Here is a 24,234-nt window from a genome sequence, read left to right as displayed (position 1 = left end):
ATCGAGTGCATGACAGCGGTGGTGGAGACCGAGGGGCTCACCAAGTTCTACGGCGTGCGCCGGGGGCTTGAGGATCTCGACCTGGAGATCCGGCCCGGGGAGGTGTTCGGGTACCTCGGCCCGAACGGCGCGGGAAAGACGACCACGATCAGGCTGCTCCTGGATGTCATCCGCCCCACCAGGGGCCGGATGACGGTCCTCGGCCACGATCCCCGAGACGCGGGCGTGCGGAGCCGGATCGGCTACCTGCCCGGCGAGCTGGCCCTGGAGGGCAGGGAGAAGGCGAGAGACTACCTCGCCTTCCTCGGCACGGTCCGTGGCGGCCTGCCCAGGGGACGGATCGAGGAGTTGGCCGAGCGGCTGGAGGCCGACCTGGCGGTGCCCATGGGCAAGCTCTCCAAGGGCAACAAACAGAAGGTCGGGCTCATTCAGGCGTTCATGCACGAGCCGGAGTTCCTGATCCTCGACGAGCCGACCAGCGGGCTGGACCCGCTGGTGCAGCAGGAGTTCCTGGCGATGGTCCGCGAGGTCCGCGCCTCGGGCCGTACCGTGCTGATGTCCTCCCACGTGCTGGCCGAGGTCGAGCACGTCTCCGACCGGGTCGGCATCGTGCGGGCCGGCAGGCTGGTCACGGTGGAGGACATCTCCGCGCTCCGGGAGAAGGCGGTGCGCCGGGTGGAGTTCCACTTCGACGCGCCGGTGCCCCGGGAGGCGTTCGAGAACCTGCCCGGCGTGCGGGACCTGCGGGTGGAGGGGGCCGGGGTGCGCTGCACCATCGACGGCCGCCCGGACGCGCTGGTCAAGGCGGCGGCGAAATTCACCGTGGTGCACATGGTCAGCGCCGAGCCCGACCTCGAAGAGATCTTCCTGACCTACTACAGCGAAGAGGAGGCGCCTCATGCCCGCGCTGGTGTCGAAGAGCCTGCGTGACTACCGTCGTCCGTTGCTCGGCTGGACGATCGGGATCAGCGCGTTCTTCGGGCTCTATCTGGCGTACTACCCGACCATCGTGAGCAGCCCCGAGCTCTACGGGCAGGTGGCGCTGACCAAGTTTCCCGGGGCGATGCGCGACCTCATGGGCGGTCTGGAGGACGGCTTCACCAGTGGCCCCGGTTACCTGCAGACGCTGGTCTACCAGCTGTTCGGGCCGCTGCTGTTCATCATGTGCGCCGCGGTGATCGGCAACCGGGCGATCGCCCAGCCCGAGGAGTCGGGCACGCTGGAGCTGACCCTCACCCTCCCGATCACCCGCAGGCGGCTGGTCCTGGAGCGCTTCGCCGCCCTCGCCCTCGCCCTGTTCGGCGTGGCGGCGGTCACCTTCCTCGTCGTGCTCGGCCTGGCCACGGCCGTCGGCATGGACGTTCCGGCCGACCGGATCCTGGCCGGTCACACCGGCGTCTTCCTGCTCGCCCTCTTCTTCGGCACGCTCTGTCTGACGGTCGGCGCGGTGACGGGCCGCAGGGGGATCGCCCTGGCGGTGGTCGGGGTGGTCGCGGTGGCCGGCTACGTGGTCGAGACCATGGGCAGGGACGTGGGCGGGGTGTCCTGGCTGCGCTGGATCTCGCCGTTCCACTACTACCTCGACGGACGGCCGATCCAGCAGGGATTTCCCGCGTGGGAGTATCTCGTGCTGGTAGGCGCGATCGTCGCGCTGGTCCTGACCGCGATACCGGCCTTCGACAGGCGTGACGTGGGAGTCTGATGGACGATCTGCTCGGCGGCCATCTCCGGATGTTGAGGGAGGCGGCCGCCACCGGCAGGCCGCCCGGCCGGGCCGAGCTGGACGACTGCCGTGCCGCCGGTGCGCTGGCCGCCGAGCGGGGCGTGTCCGTCCGGGCCCTGGTCGAGGCCGCGCTGGCCATGGCCGAGTCCGTGAGTCCCGCCCCGCTCCCGGCCCTGCGGCGTACGGTCTCCGCCCTGATGGAGGGGTACGAGAGCGCTCAGCGGTCCGCGTTGCGCCAGGAGGAGGCCGCGCGCCGGGAGTTCGTCGACGACCTGCTCCAGGGGCGTGTCCACCGGCTCGCCGAGCGGGCCGAGCACTTCGGCCTCCGCCTGGCCGAGACCTACCTGGTCGCCGTCGCCCGTCCCGCCGCCGACGCGGGTGGCGGGTTGGGCGAGGGGACGGCCCGGCGGATCGAGGACGCGCTGGTCGCCCGGTTCGGCTCGCACAACGTGCTGGTCGCGGTCCGGGACGGGACGCTCGTCTGCGTGGCGCCGGGCGGCCTGGCCGCCGCGACCGGCGAGTTCACCCACCACGTCCGCCAGACGTTCGCGCCCGGCTGGCGGGTCGGCCTTGGCAGGGCGCACCGAGGTCCAGGCGGGGTGGTCGCCTCCTACCGCGAGGGAGCCAACGCCATCGAGCTCGGCGACCGGCTGGGGCTGCGCGCCCCCGTGCTGAAAGCCGCCGACCTGCTGGTCTTCCCGGTGCTGCTGCGGGACCGGGCGGCCATCGAGGACCTGGTGACGACGGTGCTCAGCCCGCTGCTTGAGGCGCGGGGCGGTCCCGAGCCGCTGCTCGGCACGCTGGAGGCGGTCTTCGCCGCCCAGGGCAACCAGACCGCAGCCGCGCGCAGGCTCGGCGTCAGTACCCGGGCGGTGACCTACCGGCTGGAGCGGATCCGCCGCCTCACCGGGTTCTCACCCGACGACCCCACCCAGCGCTTCACCCTGGAGACGGCGGTATTGGGCGCCCGGCTGCTGGACTGGCCCGCCCAGCCGCTGCGCTGACCGCTCCCGCCGTACGCGGAGCCCCGGCGGCCCTTCACCGAGGAGGGCGGCGATCCCGGTCGACGCCGGATGCGGGGCCAGCGGCCAGGGCCACCGGCCGGATGCGGGGCCACCGGCCGGATGCCGAGGGCGCTCAGGGGATCAGCAGCACCTTGCCGGTCGTACGGCGGGATTCGAGGTCCTCATGGGCGCGGGCGGCCTCCGCCAGCGGGTAGCGGTGGGAGACGTGCACCCGGAGCCGCCCGTCGGCCACCCAGCCGTAGATGTCGGAGGCCCGCCAGACGAGCTCGTCGCGGGTGGCGATGTAGGCGTTCAGGGTGGGGCGGGTCAGGAAGAGGGAGCCGTGCCGGGCGAGGATCTGCGGGTCGACGGGTGGGACAGGGCCGCTGGCCTGGCCGTACAGCGCCATCATGCCGCGTGGGCGCAGCGAGGCGATGCTCTCGTCGAAGGTGGCCGCGCCCACGCCGTCGTAGACGACGTGCACGCCGGAGCCGGTCAGCTCGCGGACCGCGTCGGCGAAGCCCCGGTAGCGGAGCACCTCGTCGGCGCCCGCCTGGCGGGCCAGGACCTCCTTCTCCTCCGTGGAGACCGTGCCGATCACCCGGGCGCCGCGCAGCTTGGCGATCTGGGTGAGCAGCAGGCCCATGCCTCCGGCGGCGGCGTGCACCAGCACATCGTCACCGGCCTTCACCTCGTAGGCGGAGTGGGTCAGGTAGTGCGCCGTCAGCCCCTGGAGCGTGACGGCCGCCGCGGCCTCGGGCGTGACCCCCTCGGGTACGGAGAGCAGTTTGGAAGCGGGCACCGTGACCCTGGAGGCATAGCTGCGCGGTACGGACGCCCAGGCGACGGTGTCGCCGACGGCGACGTCGTGCACGTCCTCGCCGACCGCGGCGACGGTGCCCGCGCCCTCCTCACCGGGAACGAAGGGCAGGGAGAGCGGGTAACGGCCCATCCGGTGGTAGACGTCTATGAAGTTCACGCCGGAGGCGGCGACGTCGATCAGGACGTCCCCGGGGTTCACCTCGGGGTCCGGGTAGTCGTCGACGTAGGCGAGAACCTCGGGGCCGCCGGTGGCGGAGACGACTATGGCGCGCATCGTGCTGAACTCCTTTGATCGGTCGGTGTCCTGATCGTCCCCGCCCTTGGGCGGGTCACTCAGGGTTGCCCGGTGGCGGCGGGGCCGCGCAGTGTGAAGTTGTCGAACGCGGTCCTGAGCACGGCGTCGCTGTTCTCGCCCACCCGGACGATCACGCCGACCAGCCCGTTGGGCAGCGGATCGGGGTCGAGGAAGGACTGCGTCCGCTCGCCGTTGACCCACATGATGAGCTGCACGCCCCCGTCGGCCCCGGTGCACTCGGCCTCGACCCTGGCGGCCTTCCCCTTGGGCAGGTCGACCTTGACGGGTTTGGTGAGCTCGCCCCCGGAGCTCTTGACGGTCTTGCGGATGCGGGCGTTCCCAGCGGTGTCGAGCAGGAACTCGTACCGGGTCGCCTTGTTGTCGTCCTCGCCCCGGCAGAACAGTCCGTACTCGCCCATGCCGATGCTGCCGGAGCGGATCGTGATGTCGGTGCCGAGCAGGATCCGGCCCGGCGTGACCGGGGTGGGGCTGGCTGTCGGGTCGGGGGTGGCGGGAGGTGCGGGCACGAAGGGGATCGGGGCCTGCTCCCGCTTGACGGGGGAGTAACCGCTGACGTCGATGGCGTAGTAGCCGTCGGGGGCGTAGCCGTAGGTGCCGGTGAGCGGGTTGTAGGCGCCGCCGCTCCAGCCGGTTCCGCTCTGGGTGAAGTCGTCCTGGTAGAGCAGGGCGAGGTTCTCCGGGGGGCCGCTCGGGGAGAGCAGGAGACTCAGGCCGAGCGCGCCGCCCACCAGCAGGGCCGCCGCGGCCGCCCCGATGACCAGCTTGCGCCGCCTGGCCGAGCGTTCGCGCGAAGCGGCCCCGAGGTCGCCCTGCGGCTCCAGGAGGGTGTGGCCGGGACCGTAGTGGAAGGCGCCGGGCGCGGTGTGGCCGGGACCTGCCTGCGGGGCGCCGGAGATCGTGCGGCCGTCCTGGGCGGATATCGCGGGGTGGTCCCGGCCGGGGTCGGGGGAGGGCCCGCCGGGTACGCCCGCGGGTCCGGCCCAGGGGGCGCTCTCGTACGTTCCCGGCGTTCCCTGCCAGGAGGTCTGAACCGAGTGGGCGGCCTGCTCGGGTGCGGCGGAGCGGCCCACCAGATGGTCGAGGAGCTGCTGGGAGGTGGGCCGGTTCCGCGGGTCCTTGGCCAGGGCGTAGGTGACCAGCTCGTGCAGCGTGGGCTCCATGCCCTCCAGAGTGGGCTCGGTGTTGAGCACCTGGTACAGCACCGCGGGCAGTGCCTCGCCGCCGAACGGCGCTCGCCCACTCGCGGCGAAGGCCATCAGGCAGCCCCACGAGAACACGTCGCAGGCGGCCGAGACCGGCTCGCCGCGCAACACCTCGGGCGCCATGTAGCGGGGGGTGCCGAGGATCTCACCGGTCCCGGTCATCCCGCTGAGCGTGTCCAGCGCGCGGGCGATGCCGAAGTCGATCACGCGGGGGCCGACGGGGGAGAGCAGCACGTTGGAGGGCTTGAGGTCGCGGTGCACCACCCCGGCGGCGTGAATGGCGGTCAGCGCGGTCGCCACACCGACGGCCAGCGCGTCGAGGCTGGAGCCGCGGAGCGGCCCGCCGGACTCCACGGCCTCCTCCAGGTTGGGGCCGGTGACGTACTCGGTGACGACGTAGAGCTGGTCACCGTCGAGCGCAGCCTCGATGACCGCGGCCGTGCAGAACCTGCGGACCCGCTGTGCCGAGTCGGCCTCCCGGCGGAAGCGCATTCGGAACCGCTCGTGCTGGCTGTACTCCGAGTTGATGACCTTGATGGCGACCTGTTGCCCGTCGGGGGACTCGCCGAGATAGACCGTGCCCATCCCGCCTCGGCCCAGCCTGCTGAGCAAGCGGTACCGGCCTATCTGCAGGGGTTCGTCGGGACTGAGGTCGCTCACCTTTGTACCTAACCGCATAAGCCATCACAGGAGTGATTCAGCCTATCGATCTCTTGCCACTCGCCAGCAGTCGCAACAGCGGCAGGTCCACTTTTTCCAGGCCGTCCACGGCCAGTACGCCCTCCCGGCCGTCCACGGCCAGTACGCCCTCCAGGCCGTCCACGGCCAGTACGCCCTCCCGGCCGTCCACGGCCAGTACGCCTTCCCGCGCCACGCCGCCCGCGACCGACACCACCTGGCATCCGGCCGCGCGGGCCGCCGCGAGCCCGGTCGGACTGTCCTCCACCGCCACGCACTCGCCGGGGTCGACGCCCAGCCCGGCGGCCGCCCGCAGGTAGGGGTCCGGCAGCGGTTTGCCGCGCGCGGTGTCCTCGGCGGCCACGACCAGGGCGAACCGCTCGGCCCCGACGGTCTGGAGCACCATGTCCACGATGCGCCGGGGGGAGGCGCTGACCAGCGCCGTGGGTACGCCGCCCGCACCCAGGTCGTCCAGTAGCCGGATCGCGCCGGGCAGCGGCGTCACCCCGCCCGCGATCCGCTCGGCGAAGGCGTCGGTGAGCCGTGCCCCTACCCGTTCGACGGTGTCCGCTTCGGCGGTGTCCGCTCCGCCCGGATACGTGCCGTCGCCCCCGGTGGGCGGGCCGCCGGGGAGCGCGGACGCGTCGCCCCCGGTGGGCGGGCCGCCGGGGAGTGTGGACGGATCGGGTGCGATGGGCGGGCCGTCGGGGAGTGTGGACGCGTCGGGTGCGGTGGACGAAGCGCGTCGTACGAGGTGGGCGGCCACGTACTCGACCGGGCGGCCGAGCAGGTGGCCGACGTCGGTCTCGGCCAGTTCCAGACCCAACTCCGCGGCGACCGCCGCGCACGCCTGCCACCACATTCCCTCGGTGTCCACGAGGGTGCCGTCCATGTCGAACAGGACGGCGCGGAGCTTATCCGACACCCGCGGGATCCTCCGACCCCTCGGATGCCTCCGGCTCCGACGGCTCCGACGACTTCGGGGACTCCGACGACTTCGGGAGCTCCGACGGCTCTGAGGAATCCGGGAGAGTGGGAGCGGGGGCGGTGCGCGCCGCGACGAGGACGGGCCGCTGCACGAGGGTGACGTCCACCCGGGTGCCCGGCGCCAGCCGTACCGCGTCGTGTCCCGGTACGTCGCTGAGCACCTCCAGCTCGCCCAGTCGCACCCGCAGCCGCGCGACCGAGCCGCGGAAGGAGGAGGCCACGATCGTGGCACTTCCCTCGGGGGAGGGCGTGACCAGCACCGCCTCGGGGCGGACCAGCACATCGACGTCGGAGGCGGAGGGCAGCGGGCCGTCCACGGGCATGAGCCGCCCCAGGACCGTGACCTCCTGGCCGGAGAGCCGGCCGGGCACGTGGTTCATCGCGCCGACGAACTCCGCCACGAACGGGGTGGCGGGCCGGTCGTAGACCTCGGACGGGGGGCCGCACTGCTCCAGCCGCCCGGCGCGCAGCACCGCGACCCGGTCGGCGACCGACAGGGCCTCCTCCTGGTCGTGGGTGACGAAGATGGTGGTGATGCCCAGTTCGAGCTGGAGTCGGCGGATCTCCTCGCGGAGCGTGACGCGGACCTTGGCGTCCAGCGCCGACAGCGGCTCGTCGAGCAGCAGCACGCGCGGCTCCAGGGCCAGCGCCCTGGCCAGGGCGACGCGCTGCTGCTGGCCGCCGGAGAGCTCGTGCGGGTAGCGCTGGGCGTGCGCCGGCAGGCCGACCAGCTCCAGCAGTTCGGCCGCCCGCGCGTGCCGTCTGGCGGTGGGCACCTTGCGGACCCGGAGCCCGAAGGCCACGTTGTCCCTGGCGTTGAGGTTGGGGAACAGGCTGTAGGACTGGAAGACCATGCCCGCGTCCCGCCGGTTGGCGGGGACCCCGGTGATGTCCTTGCCGTCCACCAGCACCGCCCCGGCGTCGGGGTGCTCGAAACCGGCGACGCAGCGCAGCGCCGTGGTCTTCCCGCAGCCGGAGGGGCCGAGCAGGGCCATCAGCTCGCCCTGCTCCACGGTGAGGTCCAGGCCGTCCAGTGCGACAGTACGGCCGAACGCGCGGCGCAGTCCCCGGAACTCGACGGTCATCGGCGTTTCCTTCCCGCACCCGAGAGGGTGAGCAGCAGCAGCCAGATGAGGAGCAGGCTGATGATCGACAGTGCCACGGAGAGCTGCCCGTCGTTCCCCGAGATGGTGACGATCCAGACCGGGAAGGTCTGGTAACCGAGCAGGGCGGCGACCGTGTACTCGCCGAGCACCAGCGCGAGGGTGAGGAACGAGGCGCTGGCGATGGCGGAGCGGATGTTCGGGATGATCACCCGGAACAGCACGTACGGCCACGAGGCACCCAGGTTGCGGGCCGCCTCCACCAGGGTCCGCACGTCGATCGCGCGCAGCCCGGCGTCCAGCGACCGGTAGGCGAACGGCAGCGTCAGCACCACGTACGCCAGCACCAGGACGATCGGGAACCTCTCGTCCTGGATGGTGATCAGCGTCGCCCAGAGCGGGGTGGCGGCCAGCGCGTCGATGCCGCCGCGTAGCGCCGTGCTGATGCCGACCACGTAGGTGATCGGCGGCACGACCAGCGGGAGCGTGGCGATCAGCTCCAGCACCGGCCCCAGCCTCGGCGAGCCGAGCCGAACGGCCAGCATCGCCGGCAGGGTCAGTAGCAGCACCGCGACGATGGTGGCGGCGGCCAGCCCGAGGGAGAGCAGCAGGCTGGGAAGGAAGCCGGGCGCGGACAGGATCCGCCCGTAGGCGGCGAGCGAGAAGCCCTGCCCCTCGGAGTGGACGGTGAACCAGAACGACACGGCCATCGGCACGACGAAGTAGAGCGCCGCGACGACCAGCACGATCCCCCGCCAGGCCCGCCGCTGCCCGGGGCGGGCGCCGGCGGGCCGAGGGGTGCCGGGAGTGACGTCTGGCAGGGCGGCTACCGCAACCATCGGGAGCTCCTCTTCTGCAGCGGCAGGTAGACCGCCATCACCAGCAGCGCGATGACGATCATGTCGAGGCTCAGGGCGAGCGCGATGTTCTCGTAGCCGATGAGGACGTCCCCGGTGAGCGCGTCGGCGATCTGCAGGGTGACCAGCGGGACCGTGCTGCCGACCATGGCGGCGGCGGTGGCGTAGGCGGCGAACGCGCCGCCGAACAGCAGGACGACACCGCCGAGCAGCGCGGGTGCCAGCACCGGAACGCCGACGTAGCGCCAGAACTGCCAGGTGGTGGCGCCGTTGTTCTGCGCCGCCTCCCGCCACTGCGGGCGCAGGCCGTCCAGTGCCGGGGTCACGACGAGCACCATCAGCGGCACCGAGAAGTACAGGTAGACGAGGGCCAGGCCCCAGAAGTTGTACAGCGTGCCGGGGGCGATGCCCAGCACGGTGGTGAGCACTCCCGAGTTGCCCAGGGTGGCGATCCAGATGAAGGCCAGTGGCACGCCGCCGAAGTTGGCCAGCACGCCGGAGAAGGTCAGCACCGCATCGCGCAGCGCCGTGAAGCGGGAGGTGATCACGGCCTGGGCCAGGAACGTCCCGAGGACCGCGGCGACCACCGCCACCACCGCTGACAGTTGCACGCTGCTGAGCAGGGCGTTGAGGTAGGCGCCCTGCAGGCTCCGGGACAGGTTGGCGGTGCCGATGGACGACACCTTGGTCGCCGGGTCCTTGACGGTGAACGCCCCGACGAGCAGCGTGACCGCCGGGATGCCGAACGCCACGGTCACCACGACCAGCAGCGGCAGGGCGCCCAGCCAGTTCCTGGATCGGTCGCGGCCGCCGCGCGGGGCGGCGGCCGTGACCGTTGGGACCGTCATCCCGAGACCGCGGCGCCCCAGCCGTTCGCCAGGACCTCCTTGGCCTTGTTGACCTGTGCCTCCGTCGGGAAGGCGGGCTCACCCTCGACCGGCGGCAGGTTGGCCTCGGCGGCCTTGTCGACCGAGCCGTCGGCCTGCATGGCGGGCAGCAGGACCGGGCGGGCGAAGCCCCCGAGATAGAGGTTCTGGCCCTCGGTGCTGTAGAGGAACTCCTGCCACAGGCGCGCGGCGGCCGGGTGCGGGGCGTCCTTGTTGATGGCCTGGGCGTACAGCTGGAAGTACTTGCCGTCGGTGGGGATGACGGTCTTCCAGTCGAGGCCCTTCTCGGCCATCTTGGGGGCGTATGCGGAGTTGTTGTAGTCCCAGTCGATGCTGATCTGGGTCTCGCCCTTCTCGATGGTGGCCGGGGTGGTCTCCACCGGGTTGAAGTTCCCGACGTCCTTGAGCTTCTTGAAGAAGTCCAGGCCGGGCTGGATGTCGTCGAAGGAGCCGCCGTTGGCGAGGGCCGCCGCGTACACGCCCGCGAACGCCGAGCCGGACTTGGTCGGGTTGCCGTTCAGGGCGACCTTGCCCTTGTACTCGGGCTTGAGCAGGTCCGCGTAGGTCTCCGGGCACTTGGCGATCTTTTTGGCGTCGCAGCCGATGGAGATGTAGCCGCCGTAGTCGTTGAACCAGAGGCCGGAGGGCTCTTTCTGGTTCTCGGGGATCTTGTCCCACGTCTGGACCTTGTACGGCGCGAACAGGCCCTCGGCGGCGCCGCTGATCGCGAAGGACTGGCCGATGTCGAGAACGTCGGGGGCGCGGTCCTGGCCCTTGCGGGTCTTCACCGCGTTGATCTCGTCGGCGCTGGAGGCGTCGGGAGTCTCGCTCTCGATCTCGATGCCGTACTTCGCCTTGAACGCCTCGATGATCTTTCCGTAGTTGGCCCAGTCGGGCGGGAGGGCGATGACGTGGAGCTTGCCCTCCTTCTTGGCGGCCTCGACGAGCTTGTCCAGCCCGCCGAAGTCGGCGGCGGAGGTGGCGGTTCTGGCGTCCACGCCGGCTGCGGAGCCTGTGTCGGAGGCGGCTCCTGACGGGGCGGACGTGCCGGGGGCGGCCCCGCACGCGGTGGCTCCCACCAGGAGGATAGCGGCCAGGCCTGCAAGGCGAACTCGGGATGCGATCACTGTGTCTCCCAAGGGGGTGTCGCGCAATATTTCACGAAAGTAGATGAACTTGTACAAACAAGCTAGACCTCGTATGCCGTGAATAAGTTGCTGTTTGATGAACGCGCGGAGTACGTGGGTGAAATGCGAGAACCGCAGCTGTGTGGGTGATTCAGGGGTGTTTAGGGTGGAGGTTGGTCCCGTCGGTCGGTGCGCGCAGCGAAGGAGTGCGCCATCGCGCCCGGTACCGGGAACGGGGCCGGATGCCAGGTCGGGTGCAAGGCCGGATGCCAGGTCGGGTGCCGGGCCGGGAACGGGGCCGGGTGCCGGGTCGGATGTCGGGTTGGACACGAGGGCGGTTTTGAGGAGCGAGGCGAGATTGCGCGGTCACCGGACGTTCGCGGGTGTCCTGGAAGGAGCGCGAGTGTTGGAAGGCGTGTGGGCAGGGCTCCTGCCGTTCGGGGGCGCACGGGAAAGGGCACGGGCGTGACCCCCCGTTACCTGGGCATCGCGGAGAGGCTGCGCGACGCGATCATGCGAGGCGAGTACGCCGTGGGTGCCCAGCTGCCCTCCGAGGCCGAGCTGGCCACCTGCTTCGCGGCCTCCCGGGGCACGATCCGCCAGGCCGTCGCGGTGCTCGCCACCGAGGGCCTGGTCGGCTCCCGGCAGGGGGCCAGGCGCATCGTGCTTGGCCGCGAGCGCAGTCAGAGCTTCGCCGAGCTGCACAGCTTCGCCCAGTGGGCGCGGACGCTGGGCTACCGGGTCAGCGGGCAGGTGCTGCAACAGTGTCACAGGGGTGCCGACGCCACCGAGGCGGCACGGCTGGCGCTCCAACCGGGCGAGCCGGTGCTGTCGGTGCTGCGGCTGCGCTCTTTGGAGGGGGAGCCGGTGATGCTGGAGCGCACGATCTACGCCGGTTGGATCGCCTCGGCCGTCGAGCGGATCGAACCCGACTGCGAGTCGATCACCCAGGCCCTCTACGACAGCGTCGGTCTTGTCTTCGCCTACGGCGAGCACCTCATCGACGCGGTGGCCGCCGGTGCGCAGGACTCCAGGCTGCTGGTCGTGCGCAGGGGCAGCCCGCTGCTGCGCCAGCGCCGGGTCACCACCACCCACGAGGGCCGGCCCGTCGAGTGGTCCGACGACCGTTACCGTGCGGGCAGTGTGACCTTCAGTATCCGCAACTCGGTGGACGCCAACCCGCTCGTACGGCAGATGGGCGACTTGCGCCCCACTCGATAGGAACGTATGTTCGATATAGCGGGCCCGTCTTCCCCCGGGCACTCATCCGAAGCCCCGGGGAGAAGAGGCGTCTTGAACCGACTCTATGGTGATCCTGTCGAGGTGTGGACCCGCGATGGACACCCCGTCCAGTTCGTCTGGCGCGACCGCCTCTACACGGTCCACCGGGTCCTCGATCACTGGGTTGTCGCGCGAGAGTGGTGGAAGGTCTCCGACAGCGATCCGGGCGAGCGCCGGTTCTGGCGGACCGAGGCCGCCACCGGCGGTCAGGTCGGCACCTACGAGCTCCGGTTCGACACCGCGGGCGAGGGCTGGCTGCTGATCAGGGCGTGGGACTGACTTCCAGTTCCAGGTCTCGGCCATGCCCCAGGGCCACGCCCCGCCTCGACCTCCGGCACGCTCCGGACGATTCACCGGAATCCGGCGCCGGTGCCTGGCGCCCGCGCTCTGGAACCTGGTGATCTGCCGGACCGTCGCCGCGCACAGTAGTGCGGCGATCGCGACGGCGGTCAGCTCGGTCAGGCCGAAATCGGTCAGGCCCGTGCTCGCCTGGGACGCGCCCGGCCAGAGCCGCACCAGCACCAGCGTGAGCGCGGCCAGCCAGCTCAGCCACCAGGCGGCGAGCAGCACTCTCCAACGCGGGCGGCGGTCGGCCGGTGGGCGGGAGGCCCGCCACAGCCGGTCGACCAGCACGGCGGGCGCGACGAGGTTGACCACCGGCACGAACCAGCTCGCCAGGACGGGGACCACCGTGGGTCGGTCGGCGTACTGCCGGGCGCGAAGCAGCCAGTTCAGGTACGCGACGACGGCGGCGATCGCGGCCGCGACGAAGAACATGATCAGGATGGCGAAGACCGTCACCGCGCCGAAGACCGCGTCGGCGCCGGGGGCGTGGGGGTCGCCGCCGAGTTTCGAGATCTCCAGGACGAGGCGCCGGCCACGGGCCTGTTCGAACACCGCCAGGGCGGCGGTCGCGATCACCAGTGTGGTGAGGGTGAAGTAGACGGCCGAAGCCGACCTTTTCTGTAGAGATGGGATAGAGCGCATGTATATCTCCCCCCGCCATGCGCTGAGGACCTGCCCTTTTTCTATCCCGTCAGCTCTTTCGCTAATCAGCCAACTCGGCCCACTCTGTCCCCCTGGCCAACTCGGCTCACTCAGCCCACTCTGTCCACTCGGCTCGCCCTGTCCCCCTGGCCAACTCGGCTCACTCAGCTCACGATGCCCGACTCCCACGCCCACGCGGCGATCTCCACCCGGTTCCTGACACCGAGCTTCGTCTGGATGCTCCCCAGGTGCGTCTTCACCGTCGACAGCGAGACGAACAGCTCGGCGGCGACCTCCTGGTTGGTCCGCCCCCTGGCCACCAGGCGTACGACGTCCAGCTCGCGCTCGGTGAGGGGCTCGCGGGGCGACCGGAGGGCGGCGGCCCGCGGGTGGGCCAGGTGTTCGAGCAGGCGCACGGTCACCGAGGGCGACACCAGCGCGTCCCCTGCCGCCGCGGCCCGGATCGCCTCGATGAGCAGGGTCGGTCCGCTGTCCTTGAGCAGGAAACCGGTCGCTCCGGCGCGCAGCGCTCCGTAGACGTACTCGTCCAGGTCGAAGGTCGTGACGATGACCACCCTCATCGGGTTGGGCACCCCCGGTCCCGCCAGGATGCGGGTGGCCTCCAGGCCGTCCAGCCTGGGCATCCGGATGTCCAGCAGGCAGACGTCGGGCCGTAGTCTCCGCGCCAGCTCGACGGCCTCGGCCCCGTTGGCGGCCGTCGCCAGGACCTCCATGTCCTGTTGGGCGTCCAGAATCATCTGGAACCCGGTCCGCACCAGTTCCTGGTCGTCAGCGATGAGCACCCGAATCGTCACCCGATGGATTCTGCCAGCTCGGCGCCGGGTCACGGTCGGGCATTCACTGACAAAACCAGCCGGTGGCGGACGGGTCCGGATCTCAGAACAGGGCGCCAGGTGAAGGGGACGGTCCGTGGACGAGCCCGCGTGAGCACCATGGGGGAACGCGTCAAGGGAACGGGTCGGGGGAACGCGTCGGATGGTTTTTTCTCCCTGCCGGTGATCGGGGGCCGGGGAAAGGCACTACTGGGTGTGGATGATCCAGAAGCGCGATTCACCGCGTTGTACGACCGGCACTATCGCAGCGTGCTCGGCTACGCGCTGCTGCGTGCCGAGAGACAGGCGGCCGAGGACATCGCGAGCGAGACGTTCCTGATCGCCTGGCGGCAGCTGGAACGCCTGCCCGAGTCTCCGCTGCCGTGGTTGCTCGGCATCGCCCGTAACCTGCTGCGCGCGCAGCGGCGTTCCGGGCTGCGGAAGCGGGCACTGGCCGACCGGCTGGCCGAACTGGCCCCGGCGGGCGATGTGGCCGAGCAGATCGCCGAGCGCGAGGCCGCGCTGGCGGCGCTCGCCGGTCTGTCCGAGCAGGACGTCGAGGCCGTGGTCCTGGCCAGCTGGTACGGCCTCGCCCCGGCCGATGCCGCCAGGCTCGCCGGATGCTCGGCCCGCGCCTTCACGGTCCGCCTGTACCGCGCACGCCGCCGCCTGTCCCAGGCGCTCGACCTCACCTCACCGACCCCGTGCGGCACCGCGCCGCGTCCCACCCCGGGTTCCCGGCCCGGGGTCCCCGAACTGGAGGTATCCGATGAACGACGTTGACGAGCGCGTCCGCGCGCTACGCCCGGACGCCCTCACCGAGGACGCCCACCGGCGCCGCCGTGAGGCCGACCTCGCCCGCGCCTTCGCGGAGGCCGGGCCTCGGTCCCGCACCACGTCCCGCCACCTGTTCCGTCCGGGGTTCCGTCCGGGGTTCCGTCTCACGCCGAGGGTCGCACTGGTCGGCGCTCTCGTCGGGCTGGCCGCGGCCGTGACGGTGCCGGCCGTCGTGACGGTGCCGGCCGTCGTGACGGGGACGATCGGGTTGCGGGGACCGGGAGGCGGCCGGACCGCCGAGCTCGTCTACCCGGACCGGACCTCCACCGGATCTCCCGCCGCGACGCCCGGCACACCGGTGGTCACGCTCGACGCCCGGTCGTTCCTGCTGGCCGGTGCGGAGACGGCGGCGCGTGAGGCCGCCCCGAAGGGCCGGTACTGGTTCGAGCGCACCCGGACCTTCGAGCCGGTCGGGTCCGGTGCGGTCGTCGCCCACACCGACGAGTTCTGGCACGACGGCCGGAGTGGGCGCAGCTCGTCCAACCAGGACGTCCAGGTCACCTTCGAGACCGCATCCGATGAGGCGGCGTGGAAGGCCAAGGGATCCCCGTCCCTGTGGCCCGGCCCGAAGACCGAGGACTTCTCCATGGTCCTGGGAATCGGGATCGGCGCCAAGACGCTGAACCTGGGGGAGGAGCAGAAGCTGCCCGGCGACGTCGAGGGGCTTGAGCGCTGGCTCCGTTCGGCGCACCGCGAGGGACCGTTCGCGGACTTCGCCTTCGAAGGGGCGCGCCACCTGCTGTCCATGCCGACGAGCGCGGCCACGCGCGCCTCGATGCTGCGCATCCTGGCCGCCCAGCCGGGACTCGTCCTGAAGCGGGGCGTCCTCGACCCGATCGGCCGCACGGGCACCGCGGTCACCACGGCCAACGGCCACCGCACCCTGGTCATCGACGAGTCGGGCGCGCGCCTGCTGGCCTTCCGCTACGACGGTCCGGACGAGAAGCCCCGAGCGGGCACTGCCAACTCCGTGTTCATCCCCGCCCGTAAGGGCTTCAAGGTCGCCTACGAGAGCTCCGGCTGGGTCGGGGAACTCGGCATCAGGAAGTGATCTTTCGCCCCGCCGCCCAGGAGGGGGCGGCGGGGCGCCCGTCGGGTCCGTCGGGCACGCCACTCCAGCGGGGGCGGGTGGATCAGCCCAGGACCAGGTCCCGGATCGTCCGCAGGGAGGTCTCGTCGCGGGGGCCCATCACCAGAAGGTTGCTCACCGGGCTCCTGCGCCACGGCTCCAGGCGTTCGCGGATGCGGCCCACCGGGCCGACCAGGGAGATGCCGTCGGCCAGCTCGTCGGGGATCGCGTTGAACGCCTCGTCCCTGCGCCCGGCCGGATAGAGCGCCTGGATCTCCTCGGCGGCCTCGGCGTAGCCCATCCTGCCGATGATGTCGGCGTGGAAGTCACGGCTCTTGGCGCCCATGCCGCCGATGTAGAGGGTCAGCATCATCTTCACCCCGTCCAGCGCCGGCCTGACGTCGTCGGTGATCAGTGTCATGACCATGGCGGCGATGTCGAAGTCAGGCCCGGCGCCGGCGAGCGAGGGGCCGTACATCCGCTCCATCTTCTCGGGGAACACGAAGAGCGGCAGCCGTCCGCCGGTGAGGTGATCGAGGGTCATCGCGGTCATCGCGGTCGCCGCCGGGGTCCTGGCGGAGATCTGCACCACGGATGTGCCCAGTTTGATGCGGGACGTCCGCGCGCCGTACCAGGCCAGAGGGGTGAAGGCGTCGCTACCGTAGGCTTCCGTGGTCCAGACGGACTCGTACCCCAGCCGTTCCGCGGCCTGGACGAGTTCGGTGGCGTCGTCGGCGCCGCGCTGCCAGTAGCCGAGGTTCAGGCCGAGCTTCAGGTCGGTACTCACCGGGTCTCCTCGCAACGCTGGCCGGACACGCCCCGTGATTAGAACACGTTCTATATTGGTCGGTCGAGTGTGAGGTGTCGAAATTCGGTCTCCCGGGAAGCGTCAATCTGTGCTCTATGCAGCTCGCAAGCTCCTCTCCCTGATCTTCCTCCTTGCCCTCGCCGCCGCGGGAGCGATCCCGGCCGTGGCGCACGCGGCGGGGCGGCCCAACATCGTGCTGGTCCTCGTTGACGACCTGGATGCGGGGGATCTCCAGAAATTTCCCAACATCTCAAACCTCCTTGCCCGGGGCGGCACCAGCTTCGACAGGTTCTTCGTGCCGAACTCCTGGTGCTGCCCGTCGCGCGCGTCGATCATGCGTTCCCAGTACGTGCACAGCCACGGCGTGCTGACCAACACCGCCCCCGAGGGCGGCTTCACCAAGTACTACACGACCGGCCTGGAACGTTCCACGCTCGGGACGTGGATGAAGGCGGCCGGATACCGCACCGGCCTGATGGGCAAGTACCTCAACCACTACCCCGGTGGCGCCACCGCCGCCACCTACGTGCCACCCGGCTGGGACGAGTGGGACGTGCCGGTGCGCAGGCTCTACGAGGAGTACGGCTACACGCTCAACGAGAACGGCGCGCTGCGGGCCTACGGCTTCGCACCGGAGGACTACCTGGCCGACGTGCTCAGCGCGAAGGCGGGGGCGTTCGTCTCCCAGCCGGGCGACGACCCGTTCTTCCTCTACCTCGCCCCGATCGCCCCGCACAACCCGGCCAACTACGCCCCCCGGCACGAGGCCGCCTTCGCCGGAGCGACGGCCCCGCGCACCCCGTCCTTCAACCAGCCGGATGTCAGTGCCGAGCCACTCTGGCTCAGGTCGCTCCCGCAGTTCGACGCCAGGAAGGTCCAGAAGATCGACCGGCACTACCGCGACCGGCTCCGGGCGATGCTCGGCGTGGACGACATGGTGGGCGCCCTGGTCGAATCCCTCAGGGTCTCCGGCAAGCTGGAGGAAACGTATATCTTTTTCGCCTCCGATAACGGGTTCCACCAGGGCCAGCACCGGCTCGCCCAGGGCAAGACCGCCCCCTTCGACGAGTCGATCAGGGTGCCGCTCCTGGTCCGCGGCCCCGGTGTGCCGGCGGGCGGCGTCATCGGCGACATGGCCTCCACGGTGGATCTGGCCCCGACGTTCGCCCAGCTGGCCGGTGCCACGCTCCCCGACTTCGTCGAAGGCCGCTCCCTGCTGCCGCTCCTGCGGGGCCGTACGCCGCCCTCATGGCGCCAGAACGTGCTGCTGGAGTTCTACCGCCCGACCGACCCGGGTTCGGCCCGTCAGACTCCGGTCCCGGCCTACCAGGGCATGCGGACCGCCTGGCACACCTTCGTCCGCTACTCCACCGGCGAGTATCAGCTCTACGATCTCGCCGCGGATCCCTACCAGCTCAGAAACCTCGCCGCCGAGACCCCGCTCTCCGTGATCGCCCAGTTCAACCAGCAGCTCGACGCGCTGGTCTCCTGCTCGGGCGCCACCTGCAGGTCAGCCGACTCGGCCAAGCCGCCCGTGCTGCCCGTCAGGCCCCTCTTCCTCGGTCCGTGGGGACCGTGAGATGCCGGGGTAGGCCCGTCGCAGATGGGCCTCGACGGCGGCCGATGCCCCCGCCGCGTCCCCGGCGGCGACGGCCCGGTGGATCTCGCGGTGATCGGCCATGAGTCCCGCCGTGTCGCCGAGGCGCTCGACCGCCTCGATCGAGTAGCGGCGGAGCGAGTCACGCAGGGAGAGCATCATCGCGGTGGTCAGCCTGTTGCCCGACGCCTCGGCGATGGCCAGGTGGAAGGCCGTGTCGTGCTCGACGAACTCCTCGGCGGTCGTCGCGGCGTCCATCCGCTCCAGCGCGCCGATCAGCCCCGACAGGTCGGCCCCTCGGGCGGCGGCGTGCGAGGCGGACCACTGCTCGATCATCAGCCGGGCGTCGAGGATTTCCTCCAGCGACAGGTTCGAGAGCCCGAGGTGGAGTCTGAGCAGGTCGCTCAGGGCGTCCGCGGGCCTGGAAATGAGGAAGGCTCCCGCGTCCGGGCCCCGCCCGACCTGCGAGGACACCACGCCCAGCGTCTCCAGTACCCGCATCGCCTCGCGTACGGACGACCGGCTCACCCGCAGCTGCTCGGCGAGTTGCCGCTCGCCGGGCAGGCGGTCGCCGACCGTGAGCCCGTCGTCCGCGATGCGCCGCTCGATCTGGGCGATCACGTCCTCGAACGCCCGGGTGCGCCGGACCGGCTGCCAACCGCTCAAGAGAGCCTCCTCCTCTTGTGGGGGAATATGGTCAGACCATACTGTGGTCATACCATTGAGTGTAAAGGAGTGCCGTGCGCGTCGCCCTGTTCATCACCTGCGTGAACGACACGCTCTTCCCCGGTACCGGGCGGGCGGTCGTCACGCTGCTGCGCCGTCTCGGATGTGACGTCGACTTCCCGCGGGCGCAGACCTGCTGTGGCCAGATGCACGTCAATACGGGATACCCCGAGGAGGGCAGGCGGCTCGCGCGGCACTTCGTGGACGTCTTCGCCGAGTACGACGCGGTCGTCGCGCCGTCGGGGTCGTGCGCCGCGATGGTCCGCGAGCAGTACCCGCGCCTCGCCCGCACCCCGGCCGTACCCGCCTCGATCACCGCCGGGGCCCCTGCGGATCTGATCACCGGCACCCTCCCCCCCTCCGCCGAGGAGACCGCGGCTCCCGGAGCGAGGGAGCGGCCCCGGCCGGGTTCCTTCGCCGAGGAGGTGGCGGCCACGGTGCCGAAGGTCCACGAACTCTCGGAGTTCCTCGTCGACGTCCTCGGCGTCACCGATGTCGGCGCCTACTTCCCGCACCGGGTGACCTATCACCCGACCTGCCACTCGCTGCGCGCCCTCCGCCTGGGGGATCGGCCCACCCGACTGCTTGAGCAGGTCAGGGGCCTGGAGCTGGTCCCGCTCCCCGGAGCGGACGAGTGCTGCGGCTTCGGCGGCACCTTCGCGGTGAAGAACCCGGCGATCTCCGCCGCCATGTGCGCGGACAAGGTGCACAATGTCGCGACCACCGGCGCCGAGGTGCTGTGCGCCGCCGACAACTCCTGCCTGATGCACATCGGCGGCACCCTCAGCCGCCAGCGCACCGGCGTACGGATCATGCACCTCGCCGAGATCCTCGCCGCCACGGAGACCGGCGATCACGGGGTGGTGCGCGGATGAGCGGGGGCGCCACGTTCCTCGGCATGCCGGCCTTCCCGGTGAACGCCGCGGCCGCCGTGCAGGACTCGCAGCTCAGGTACAACCTTCGCAAGGCCACCCACACGATCCGCGGCAAACGGGCCCTGGCGGTCGGCGAGCTTCCCGACTGGACCGAGCTTCGCCGGGCGGCCAAGGAGATCAAGGACCACACCCTGCGCAACCTGGAGCGCTACCTGGTGCGCATGGAGGAGGCGGTCACCGCGGCGGGCGGTCACGTCCACTGGGCGGCCGACGCCGAGGAGGCCAACAGGATCGTCGCCGACCTGGTCAAGGCCACCGGCGAGACCAGCGTGGTCAAGGTCAAGTCGATGGCGACCCAGGAGATCGGCCTCAACGAGGCGCTCGAACTCGAGGGCATCACCGCGTACGAGACCGACCTGGCCGAGCTGATCGTCCAACTCGGTGACGACTGGCCCTCGCACATCCTGGTCCCGGCGATCCACCGCAACCGCTCGGAGATCCGCGAGATCTTCCGGGAGAAGATGGCCGACTGGGGCCGTGCCGCGCCGGAGGACCTGACAGACGAGCCCCGCGCCCTCGCCGAGGCCGCCCGGCTCCACCTGCGCGAGCGCTTCCTTTCCACCAGGGTCGCGATCTCCGGTGCCAACTTCATGATCGCCGAGACCGGCACGCTGGTGGTGCTGGAGTCCGAGGGCAACGGGCGGATGTGCCTCACCCTGCCCGAGACGCTGATCAGCGTGGTCGGCATCGAGAAGCTGCTGCCGAGCTGGCAGGACCTGGAGGTCTTCCTCCAGTTGCTGCCCAGGAGCTCCACCGGCGAGCGGATGAACCCCTACACCTCCACCTGGACGGGCGCGGCCGAGGGGCAGGAGTTCCACCTGGTGCTGCTCGACAACGGCCGTACGGACGTGCTGGCGGACGAGATCGGCCGCCAGGCGTTGCGCTGCATCCGCTGCTCGGCCTGCCTGAACGTCTGCCCGGTCTACGAGCGGGCCGGAGGTCACGCGTACGGCTCGGTCTATCCGGGACCGATCGGCGCGATCCTCACCCCGCAACTGCGCGGCACCGCCTCGGAGCTGGACGCGTCGCTGCCGTACGCCTCGACTCTCTGCGGCGCCTGTTTCGACGCCTGCCCGGTCGCGATCGACATTCCAGAGGTCCTGGTCCATCTGCGTGGCAGGGTCCGCCACCCGCGCGTCGAGCGCCTGGGCATGCGTGCCGCCGGATGGGTGTTCAACCGCCCCGCGCGGCTGGCACGCACCCAGCGGCTCGGTGGCCGCCTGCGCAGGTTCGTCCCCGGGCGCCTGCCGGGCCCGCTGTCGGCCTGGACCGACACCCGTGACATTCCCGACATTCCTTCTGAGTCATTCCGTGACTGGTGGGACCGTACAGACGGAGGCGTCAAATGAACGCTGCGGGCAGCAGGGAGCGGATCCTGTCGCGGATCCGCTCCGCGGTGGCCGGGGCCGGTGAGGTCGAGATCACCCGCGCCTACCGCACGTCACCGGACCCGGCCGCCGCGGCGGGCCTGGTGGGGTTGCTCGCCGAGCGCGTGGCCGACTACCGGGCCGTCGTGCACGTGGTGGACGAGGGCGAGGCGGCCGCGACGATCGCGGCGGCGCTGGCCCGCCGGGGCGCCACCCGGCTGGTCGCCCCCGACGGGCTGCCGCCCGAGTGGGCCCCCGGCGAACCGGTCACCGACGACCCGCCGCTGAGCGCGGCCGAGCTGGACAGGGTGGACGGGGTCGTCACCGGGTGCGCCGTGGCGATCGCGGAGACGGGCACGATCGTGCTGGACACCGGCCCCGGGCAGGGACGCCGGGCGCTGACCCTCCTGCCGGACTACCACCTGTGCGTGGTGCGCGCGGAGCAGATCGTGGCCGGTGTTCCCGAGGCCGTCGGCAGGCTCGACCCGTCCAGGCCGCTGACCTGGATCAGCGGTCCCTCCGCGACCAGCGACATCGAGCTGAACCGGGTGGAGGGCGTGCACGGCCCGCGCACGCTGGAGGTCGTCGTCATCCGCTGACCCGGAAGGACATCCTCCGGTCGGAGGCCGGGAGGGCGCACCGGGCTCCGAAACACCGGTACGGCCGTGCTGGACGCCTCCCGCGTGTCCGGCTAACGTGCCAGGGCGTGTGATCCACATGGGCCGACCCGCGGGGGAGCGTCGCCCGCCGCGGTCGATCCGATCCTCGTCATCTGTCGGGTCAACGGAAGAAAAGACAGAATTTACCGATCCGTTACCTGTTCATGCGGTGTCAAAATCGGATATCGTCGCGAGTCGCTACTGCGTAGTCCCAGGTCAAGGTCATTGGAGTCCGGTTTCCATGATATTTAGCGAGGGGCCTGCCGGATTTACCCGGCAGGTGAATTGCTTCCCTGCTACGGTTCCGATGTCTGGAGCGGTCAGGGCTTGGCCGTCGCCTGCCTCCCCCGAGGGAAGCGAGAAGCCGCTCTCCTCGGGGAGCGGAGGAGTCACGAAACCGCCGCTGCTGCTTATCGGACAGGGCTCGCACAACGACAGCGGATCCGCTGAATTCGGCAGGTTCATCCATCGGCTCCGCTGCCGCCTGGACCAGACGGCGGCGGACGTCTCCGGTGGCTACATCGGCAAGGCCAGGCCACGCCTCAGCGACTCCGTCGCCTCGCTGGTCGCGCGTGGGCACCACCGGATGGTGGCCCAGCCCATGAGTCTCACCGGCGACGTGTGGCTCGGCACGGACATCCCTGCCGCGATGGCTCGCGAGCAGGAGCGGCATCCCATGCTCACCTGCGACTACGGCCGTCCCCTGGGCTCCGACCCCCGCATCCTCGCGCTGCTCGCCGAGCGTCTGGCCGACGCCGCCGCCGAGGTCGCCAGTCTCCGGCTGGTCCCCGCCGCCGCCGGGCCGCTCGACGAGGAGCCCGAGCACATCGAGATCGGCGAGACCGCCGTCGTCCTGGTCGGTGACGGCTCCACCAGCCCCGAGACGAACGCCGACGTGCACCGGGTCTCCCGGCTCTTCTGGGAGACCCACGCCCACGAGTACATGACCGTGGAGACGGCCTTCGTCTCCCTCACCCCGCCCGGCGTCCCCGGCGGCATCGAGCGCTGCCGACGCCTCGGCGCCAAGCGCGTGATCGTCGTGCCCTACCTGCTGTTCGCCGGCGGTCTGCTCGACCGTGTCTGGGCTCAGGCCATGGCCTACGCCGCCGGCCACTCGAACCTGGACGTCCGCTGCGCCGACGTCATCGGCGACTGCGAGGGCCTGGCCGACGTGGTCATCGAGCGCTACGAGGAGGCGCTCAGCGGCATCGCCTGGTGATCCGGTGACCCCTCGATGGCTCTTTCGTGTTTTTTCGGAAATGCTGTTCTCGGGGGAGACTGGAGCGCATGACCATGCTTGAGGAGACCATCGCGGCGATCCGCCCCGCCGACCCGGCGGCCGTCGCCGAGGCCCGAGCCCACCAGGACCGCCTGACCAAGCCCAGGGGCGCGCTGGGCGTCCTGGAGGACGTGGCGGTACGGCTGGCCGGGGCCGCGGCGGTCAGCCCGCCGCCGCTTCCGGTCCCCGCGGCTTTGGCGATCTTCGCCGCCGATCACGGAGTCCACGCCAGGGGCGTGACCCCGTGGCCGCAGGAGGTCACCCTGCAGATGGTCGGCAACTTCCTCGCGGGCGGCGCCGTGGCCAACGCCTTCGCCGCCCAGGTCGGTGTCTCGGTGACGGTCGTCGACGTCGGTGTGGCCGCCGACCTCGACCCAGCGCCCGGTCTGACGATCAGCAAGATCGCGTACGGTACGGCCGATCTGTCCCGAGGGCCGGCGATGACCCCCGAGCAGACGGTCGCGGCCCTGGAGGCCGGGATCGCGCACGCTCGCGACCTCGTCGACGGAGGTGCCCGCTGCCTGATCACCGGAGACATGGGCATCGCCAACACGACCGCCTCGGCCGCGTTGATCTGTGCGTTCACCGGGCACGAGGCGGCGGCCGTGACCGGCAGGGGCACCGGTATCGACGGCGAGACCCTGGAACGCAAGATCGAGGTGGTCCGCGAGGCACTCCGGGTGAACGGCCTGGAGCGCGAGCCGGGTGCCGTCTCCCCGGTGTCCGCCCTGGAGACGCTGGCCGCGGTCGGCGGCCTGGAGCACGCGGCGATCGCCGGGTTCGTCCTCGCCGGGGCCGCTCTGCGGGTGCCGGTCATCCTGGACGGTGTCATCGCGGGGGCGGCGGCACTGGCGGCGGCGGCACTGGCCCCCGATGTCGTCGACCACTGCGTGGCCGGGCACCGCTCGGCCGAGCCCGGTCACGCCGCGGCCCTGGAACACCTGGGCCTGCGCCCCCTGGTGGAGCTGGAACTCCGACTCGGCGAGGGCACCGGCGGCCTGCTCGCCCACCCGCTCGTCTGTGCCGCAGCCAGGGTGATGCACGAGGTCGCGACCTTCGATTCCGCCGGTGTGACGGACAAGGAAGCCTGACCTGCGGAAGGCTTGAACCCGACCGGTTGACAACAGTCAGCCCTCTCTTGACACCTGTT

The 24,234-nt window shown here is 71.1% G+C and carries 23 protein-coding genes and 1 pseudogene; 13 read left to right on the top strand and 11 right to left on the bottom strand.

Translation table 11 applies throughout. The features are described from left to right. The first annotated feature begins 9 nt into the window (after window positions 1-9). Genes OG884_RS06760 through OG884_RS06750 form a run of 3 tightly spaced genes read left to right on the top strand, consistent with a single transcriptional unit; the run spans window position 10 to window position 2,727 of the window. Window positions 10-930 carry an ABC transporter ATP-binding protein gene (locus OG884_RS06760; protein WP_326643246.1) on the top strand — a complete coding sequence of 307 codons (921 nt, stop codon included), beginning with the start codon at window positions 10-12 and terminating at the stop codon, window positions 928-930. Further along, window positions 899-1,702: an ABC transporter permease gene (locus OG884_RS06755; RefSeq protein WP_326643244.1), complete on the top strand. Its 804-nt coding sequence runs from the start codon at window positions 899-901 to the stop codon at window positions 1,700-1,702. The genes OG884_RS06760 and OG884_RS06755 overlap by 32 nt, the downstream gene beginning before the upstream one ends. After that, a complete protein-coding gene (locus tag OG884_RS06750; protein ID WP_326643242.1) occupies window positions 1,702-2,727 on the top strand; it encodes a PucR family transcriptional regulator in 1,026 nt (341 codons plus the stop codon). The genes OG884_RS06755 and OG884_RS06750 overlap by 1 nt, the downstream gene beginning before the upstream one ends. A gap of 133 nt (window positions 2,728-2,860) precedes the next feature. On the opposite strand, the gene OG884_RS06745 is transcribed toward OG884_RS06750, so the two are convergent. Genes OG884_RS06745 through OG884_RS06715 form a run of 7 tightly spaced genes read right to left on the bottom strand, consistent with a single transcriptional unit; the run spans window position 2,861 to window position 10,577 of the window. Next, entirely contained in the window at window positions 2,861-3,823 is a 963-nt protein-coding gene (locus OG884_RS06745) for a quinone oxidoreductase family protein (RefSeq protein ID WP_326643240.1), read from the bottom strand. A 59-nt stretch (window positions 3,824-3,882) separates the two neighbouring features. Further along, entirely contained in the window at window positions 3,883-5,727 is a 1,845-nt protein-coding gene (locus OG884_RS06740; protein WP_326643238.1) for a serine/threonine-protein kinase, read from the bottom strand. A gap of 37 nt (window positions 5,728-5,764) precedes the next feature. Continuing rightward, window positions 5,765-6,670 carry an HAD family hydrolase gene (locus tag OG884_RS06735; RefSeq protein WP_326643236.1) on the bottom strand — a complete coding sequence of 302 codons (906 nt, stop codon included), beginning with the start codon at window positions 6,668-6,670 and terminating at the stop codon, window positions 5,765-5,767. Next, on the bottom strand, window positions 6,660-7,817 hold the full coding sequence (locus OG884_RS06730) for an ABC transporter ATP-binding protein (protein WP_326643234.1): 1,158 nt from the start codon (window positions 7,815-7,817) through the stop codon (window positions 6,660-6,662). The genes OG884_RS06735 and OG884_RS06730 overlap by 11 nt, the downstream gene beginning before the upstream one ends. Further along, a complete protein-coding gene (locus OG884_RS06725; protein WP_326643232.1) occupies window positions 7,814-8,674 on the bottom strand; it encodes an ABC transporter permease in 861 nt (286 codons plus the stop codon). The genes OG884_RS06730 and OG884_RS06725 overlap by 4 nt, the downstream gene beginning before the upstream one ends. After that, window positions 8,662-9,540: an ABC transporter permease gene (locus OG884_RS06720; RefSeq protein ID WP_326643230.1), complete on the bottom strand. Its 879-nt coding sequence runs from the start codon at window positions 9,538-9,540 to the stop codon at window positions 8,662-8,664. The genes OG884_RS06725 and OG884_RS06720 overlap by 13 nt, the downstream gene beginning before the upstream one ends. Next, window positions 9,537-10,577: an ABC transporter substrate-binding protein gene (locus OG884_RS06715; RefSeq protein WP_326643228.1), complete on the bottom strand. Its 1,041-nt coding sequence runs from the start codon at window positions 10,575-10,577 to the stop codon at window positions 9,537-9,539. Before OG884_RS06715 ends, OG884_RS06720 begins: the two co-directional genes overlap by 4 nt. A 594-nt stretch (window positions 10,578-11,171) precedes the next feature. Between OG884_RS06715 and OG884_RS06710 the strand changes: the two genes are divergently transcribed. Beyond that, window positions 11,172-11,927 carry a GntR family transcriptional regulator gene (locus OG884_RS06710; protein WP_326643226.1) on the top strand — a complete coding sequence of 252 codons (756 nt, stop codon included), beginning with the start codon at window positions 11,172-11,174 and terminating at the stop codon, window positions 11,925-11,927. A 6-nt stretch (window positions 11,928-11,933) separates the two neighbouring features. Continuing rightward, window positions 11,934-12,266 (top strand): DUF6504 family protein, encoded by a 333-nt coding sequence (locus OG884_RS06705; RefSeq protein WP_326646868.1) that lies wholly within the window; start codon window positions 11,934-11,936, stop codon window positions 12,264-12,266. Between the two features lie 126 nt (window positions 12,267-12,392). On the opposite strand, the pseudogene OG884_RS06700 reads toward OG884_RS06705, so the two are convergent. Both OG884_RS06700 and OG884_RS06695 read right to left on the bottom strand, forming a co-directional pair. Then, window positions 12,393-12,974 (bottom strand): annotated as a pseudogene (locus OG884_RS06700) (DUF4328 domain-containing protein); the annotation flags it as partial. A 164-nt stretch (window positions 12,975-13,138) separates the two neighbouring features. Continuing rightward, window positions 13,139-13,789: a response regulator transcription factor gene (locus tag OG884_RS06695; protein WP_326643224.1), complete on the bottom strand. Its 651-nt coding sequence runs from the start codon at window positions 13,787-13,789 to the stop codon at window positions 13,139-13,141. A 234-nt stretch (window positions 13,790-14,023) separates the two neighbouring features. Between OG884_RS06695 and OG884_RS06690 the strand changes: the two genes are divergently transcribed. Next, window positions 14,024-14,590 (top strand): RNA polymerase sigma factor, encoded by a 567-nt coding sequence (locus OG884_RS06690; protein WP_326643222.1) that lies wholly within the window; start codon window positions 14,024-14,026, stop codon window positions 14,588-14,590. Next, complete coding sequence (locus tag OG884_RS06685; RefSeq protein WP_326643219.1) at window positions 14,577-15,695, top strand: hypothetical protein; 1,119 nt, start codon at window positions 14,577-14,579, stop codon at window positions 15,693-15,695. Before OG884_RS06690 ends, OG884_RS06685 begins: the two co-directional genes overlap by 14 nt. Before the next feature lie 82 nt (window positions 15,696-15,777). Here the strand turns inward: OG884_RS06685 and OG884_RS06680 are convergent, their stop codons facing one another. Further along, a complete protein-coding gene (locus OG884_RS06680) occupies window positions 15,778-16,500 on the bottom strand; it encodes an LLM class flavin-dependent oxidoreductase (protein ID WP_326643217.1) in 723 nt (240 codons plus the stop codon). A 109-nt stretch (window positions 16,501-16,609) separates the two neighbouring features. Here OG884_RS06680 and OG884_RS06675 point away from each other — a divergent pair, with 109 nt between their 5' ends. Further along, window positions 16,610-18,100 carry a sulfatase family protein gene (locus tag OG884_RS06675; protein ID WP_326643215.1) on the top strand — a complete coding sequence of 497 codons (1,491 nt, stop codon included), beginning with the start codon at window positions 16,610-16,612 and terminating at the stop codon, window positions 18,098-18,100. Here the strand turns inward: OG884_RS06675 and OG884_RS06670 are convergent. Next, on the bottom strand, window positions 18,032-18,784 hold the full coding sequence (locus tag OG884_RS06670) for a FadR/GntR family transcriptional regulator (protein ID WP_326643213.1): 753 nt from the start codon (window positions 18,782-18,784) through the stop codon (window positions 18,032-18,034). The genes OG884_RS06675 and OG884_RS06670 overlap by 69 nt on opposite strands. 74 nt (window positions 18,785-18,858) lie before the next feature. On the opposite strand from OG884_RS06670, the gene OG884_RS06665 reads away from it, so the two are divergent. The 5 genes from OG884_RS06665 to cobT all read left to right on the top strand — a co-directional run bounded on the left by OG884_RS06665 (window position 18,859) and on the right by cobT (window position 24,175). Continuing rightward, window positions 18,859-19,719 carry a (Fe-S)-binding protein gene (locus OG884_RS06665; RefSeq protein WP_326643211.1) on the top strand — a complete coding sequence of 287 codons (861 nt, stop codon included), beginning with the start codon at window positions 18,859-18,861 and terminating at the stop codon, window positions 19,717-19,719. Continuing rightward, window positions 19,716-21,128 (top strand): lactate utilization protein B, encoded by a 1,413-nt coding sequence (locus OG884_RS06660; protein WP_326643209.1) that lies wholly within the window; start codon window positions 19,716-19,718, stop codon window positions 21,126-21,128. Before OG884_RS06665 ends, OG884_RS06660 begins: the two co-directional genes overlap by 4 nt. After that, window positions 21,125-21,745: a LutC/YkgG family protein gene (locus tag OG884_RS06655; protein WP_326643207.1), complete on the top strand. Its 621-nt coding sequence runs from the start codon at window positions 21,125-21,127 to the stop codon at window positions 21,743-21,745. The genes OG884_RS06660 and OG884_RS06655 overlap by 4 nt, the downstream gene beginning before the upstream one ends. Before the next feature lie 367 nt (window positions 21,746-22,112). Further along, on the top strand, window positions 22,113-23,024 hold the full coding sequence (locus OG884_RS06650; protein ID WP_326643205.1) for a sirohydrochlorin chelatase: 912 nt from the start codon (window positions 22,113-22,115) through the stop codon (window positions 23,022-23,024). Between the two features lie 68 nt (window positions 23,025-23,092). Beyond that, window positions 23,093-24,175, top strand: a complete 1,083-nt coding sequence (cobT, locus tag OG884_RS06645) for a nicotinate-nucleotide--dimethylbenzimidazole phosphoribosyltransferase (protein ID WP_326643203.1) — start codon at window positions 23,093-23,095, stop codon at window positions 24,173-24,175. Window positions 24,176-24,234 lie beyond the last annotated feature (59 nt).

The organism is Streptosporangium sp. NBC_01755, from assembly GCF_035917995.1.
GTDB lineage: Bacteria > Actinomycetota > Actinomycetes > Streptosporangiales > Streptosporangiaceae > Streptosporangium.
This window is presented reverse-complemented; position numbering and strand designations above follow the sequence as displayed.

Bases quoted from the DNA above. Each gene is read 5' to 3' on its own strand.
- OG884_RS06760 (WP_326643246.1), top strand. From the start codon at position 10: ATGACAGCGGTGGTGGAGACCGAGGGGCTCACCAAGTTCTACGGCGTG.
- OG884_RS06755 (WP_326643244.1), top strand. From the start codon at position 899: ATGCCCGCGCTGGTGTCGAAGAGCCTGCGTGACTACCGTCGTCCGTTG.
- OG884_RS06750 (WP_326643242.1), top strand. From the start codon at position 1,702: ATGGACGATCTGCTCGGCGGCCATCTCCGGATGTTGAGGGAGGCGGCC.
- OG884_RS06745 (WP_326643240.1), bottom strand. From the start codon at position 3,823: ATGCGCGCCATAGTCGTCTCCGCCACCGGCGGCCCCGAGGTTCTCGCC.
- OG884_RS06730 (WP_326643234.1), bottom strand. From the start codon at position 7,817: ATGACCGTCGAGTTCCGGGGACTGCGCCGCGCGTTCGGCCGTACTGTC.
- OG884_RS06725 (WP_326643232.1), bottom strand. From the start codon at position 8,674: ATGGTTGCGGTAGCCGCCCTGCCAGACGTCACTCCCGGCACCCCTCGG.
- OG884_RS06720 (WP_326643230.1), bottom strand. From the start codon at position 9,540: ATGACGGTCCCAACGGTCACGGCCGCCGCCCCGCGCGGCGGCCGCGAC.
- OG884_RS06705 (WP_326646868.1), top strand. From the start codon at position 11,934: ATGTTCGATATAGCGGGCCCGTCTTCCCCCGGGCACTCATCCGAAGCC.
- OG884_RS06685 (WP_326643219.1), top strand. From the start codon at position 14,577: ATGAACGACGTTGACGAGCGCGTCCGCGCGCTACGCCCGGACGCCCTC.
- OG884_RS06660 (WP_326643209.1), top strand. From the start codon at position 19,716: ATGAGCGGGGGCGCCACGTTCCTCGGCATGCCGGCCTTCCCGGTGAAC.
- OG884_RS06655 (WP_326643207.1), top strand. From the start codon at position 21,125: ATGAACGCTGCGGGCAGCAGGGAGCGGATCCTGTCGCGGATCCGCTCC.
- OG884_RS06650 (WP_326643205.1), top strand. From the start codon at position 22,113: ATGTCTGGAGCGGTCAGGGCTTGGCCGTCGCCTGCCTCCCCCGAGGGA.
- cobT (WP_326643203.1), top strand. From the start codon at position 23,093: ATGACCATGCTTGAGGAGACCATCGCGGCGATCCGCCCCGCCGACCCG.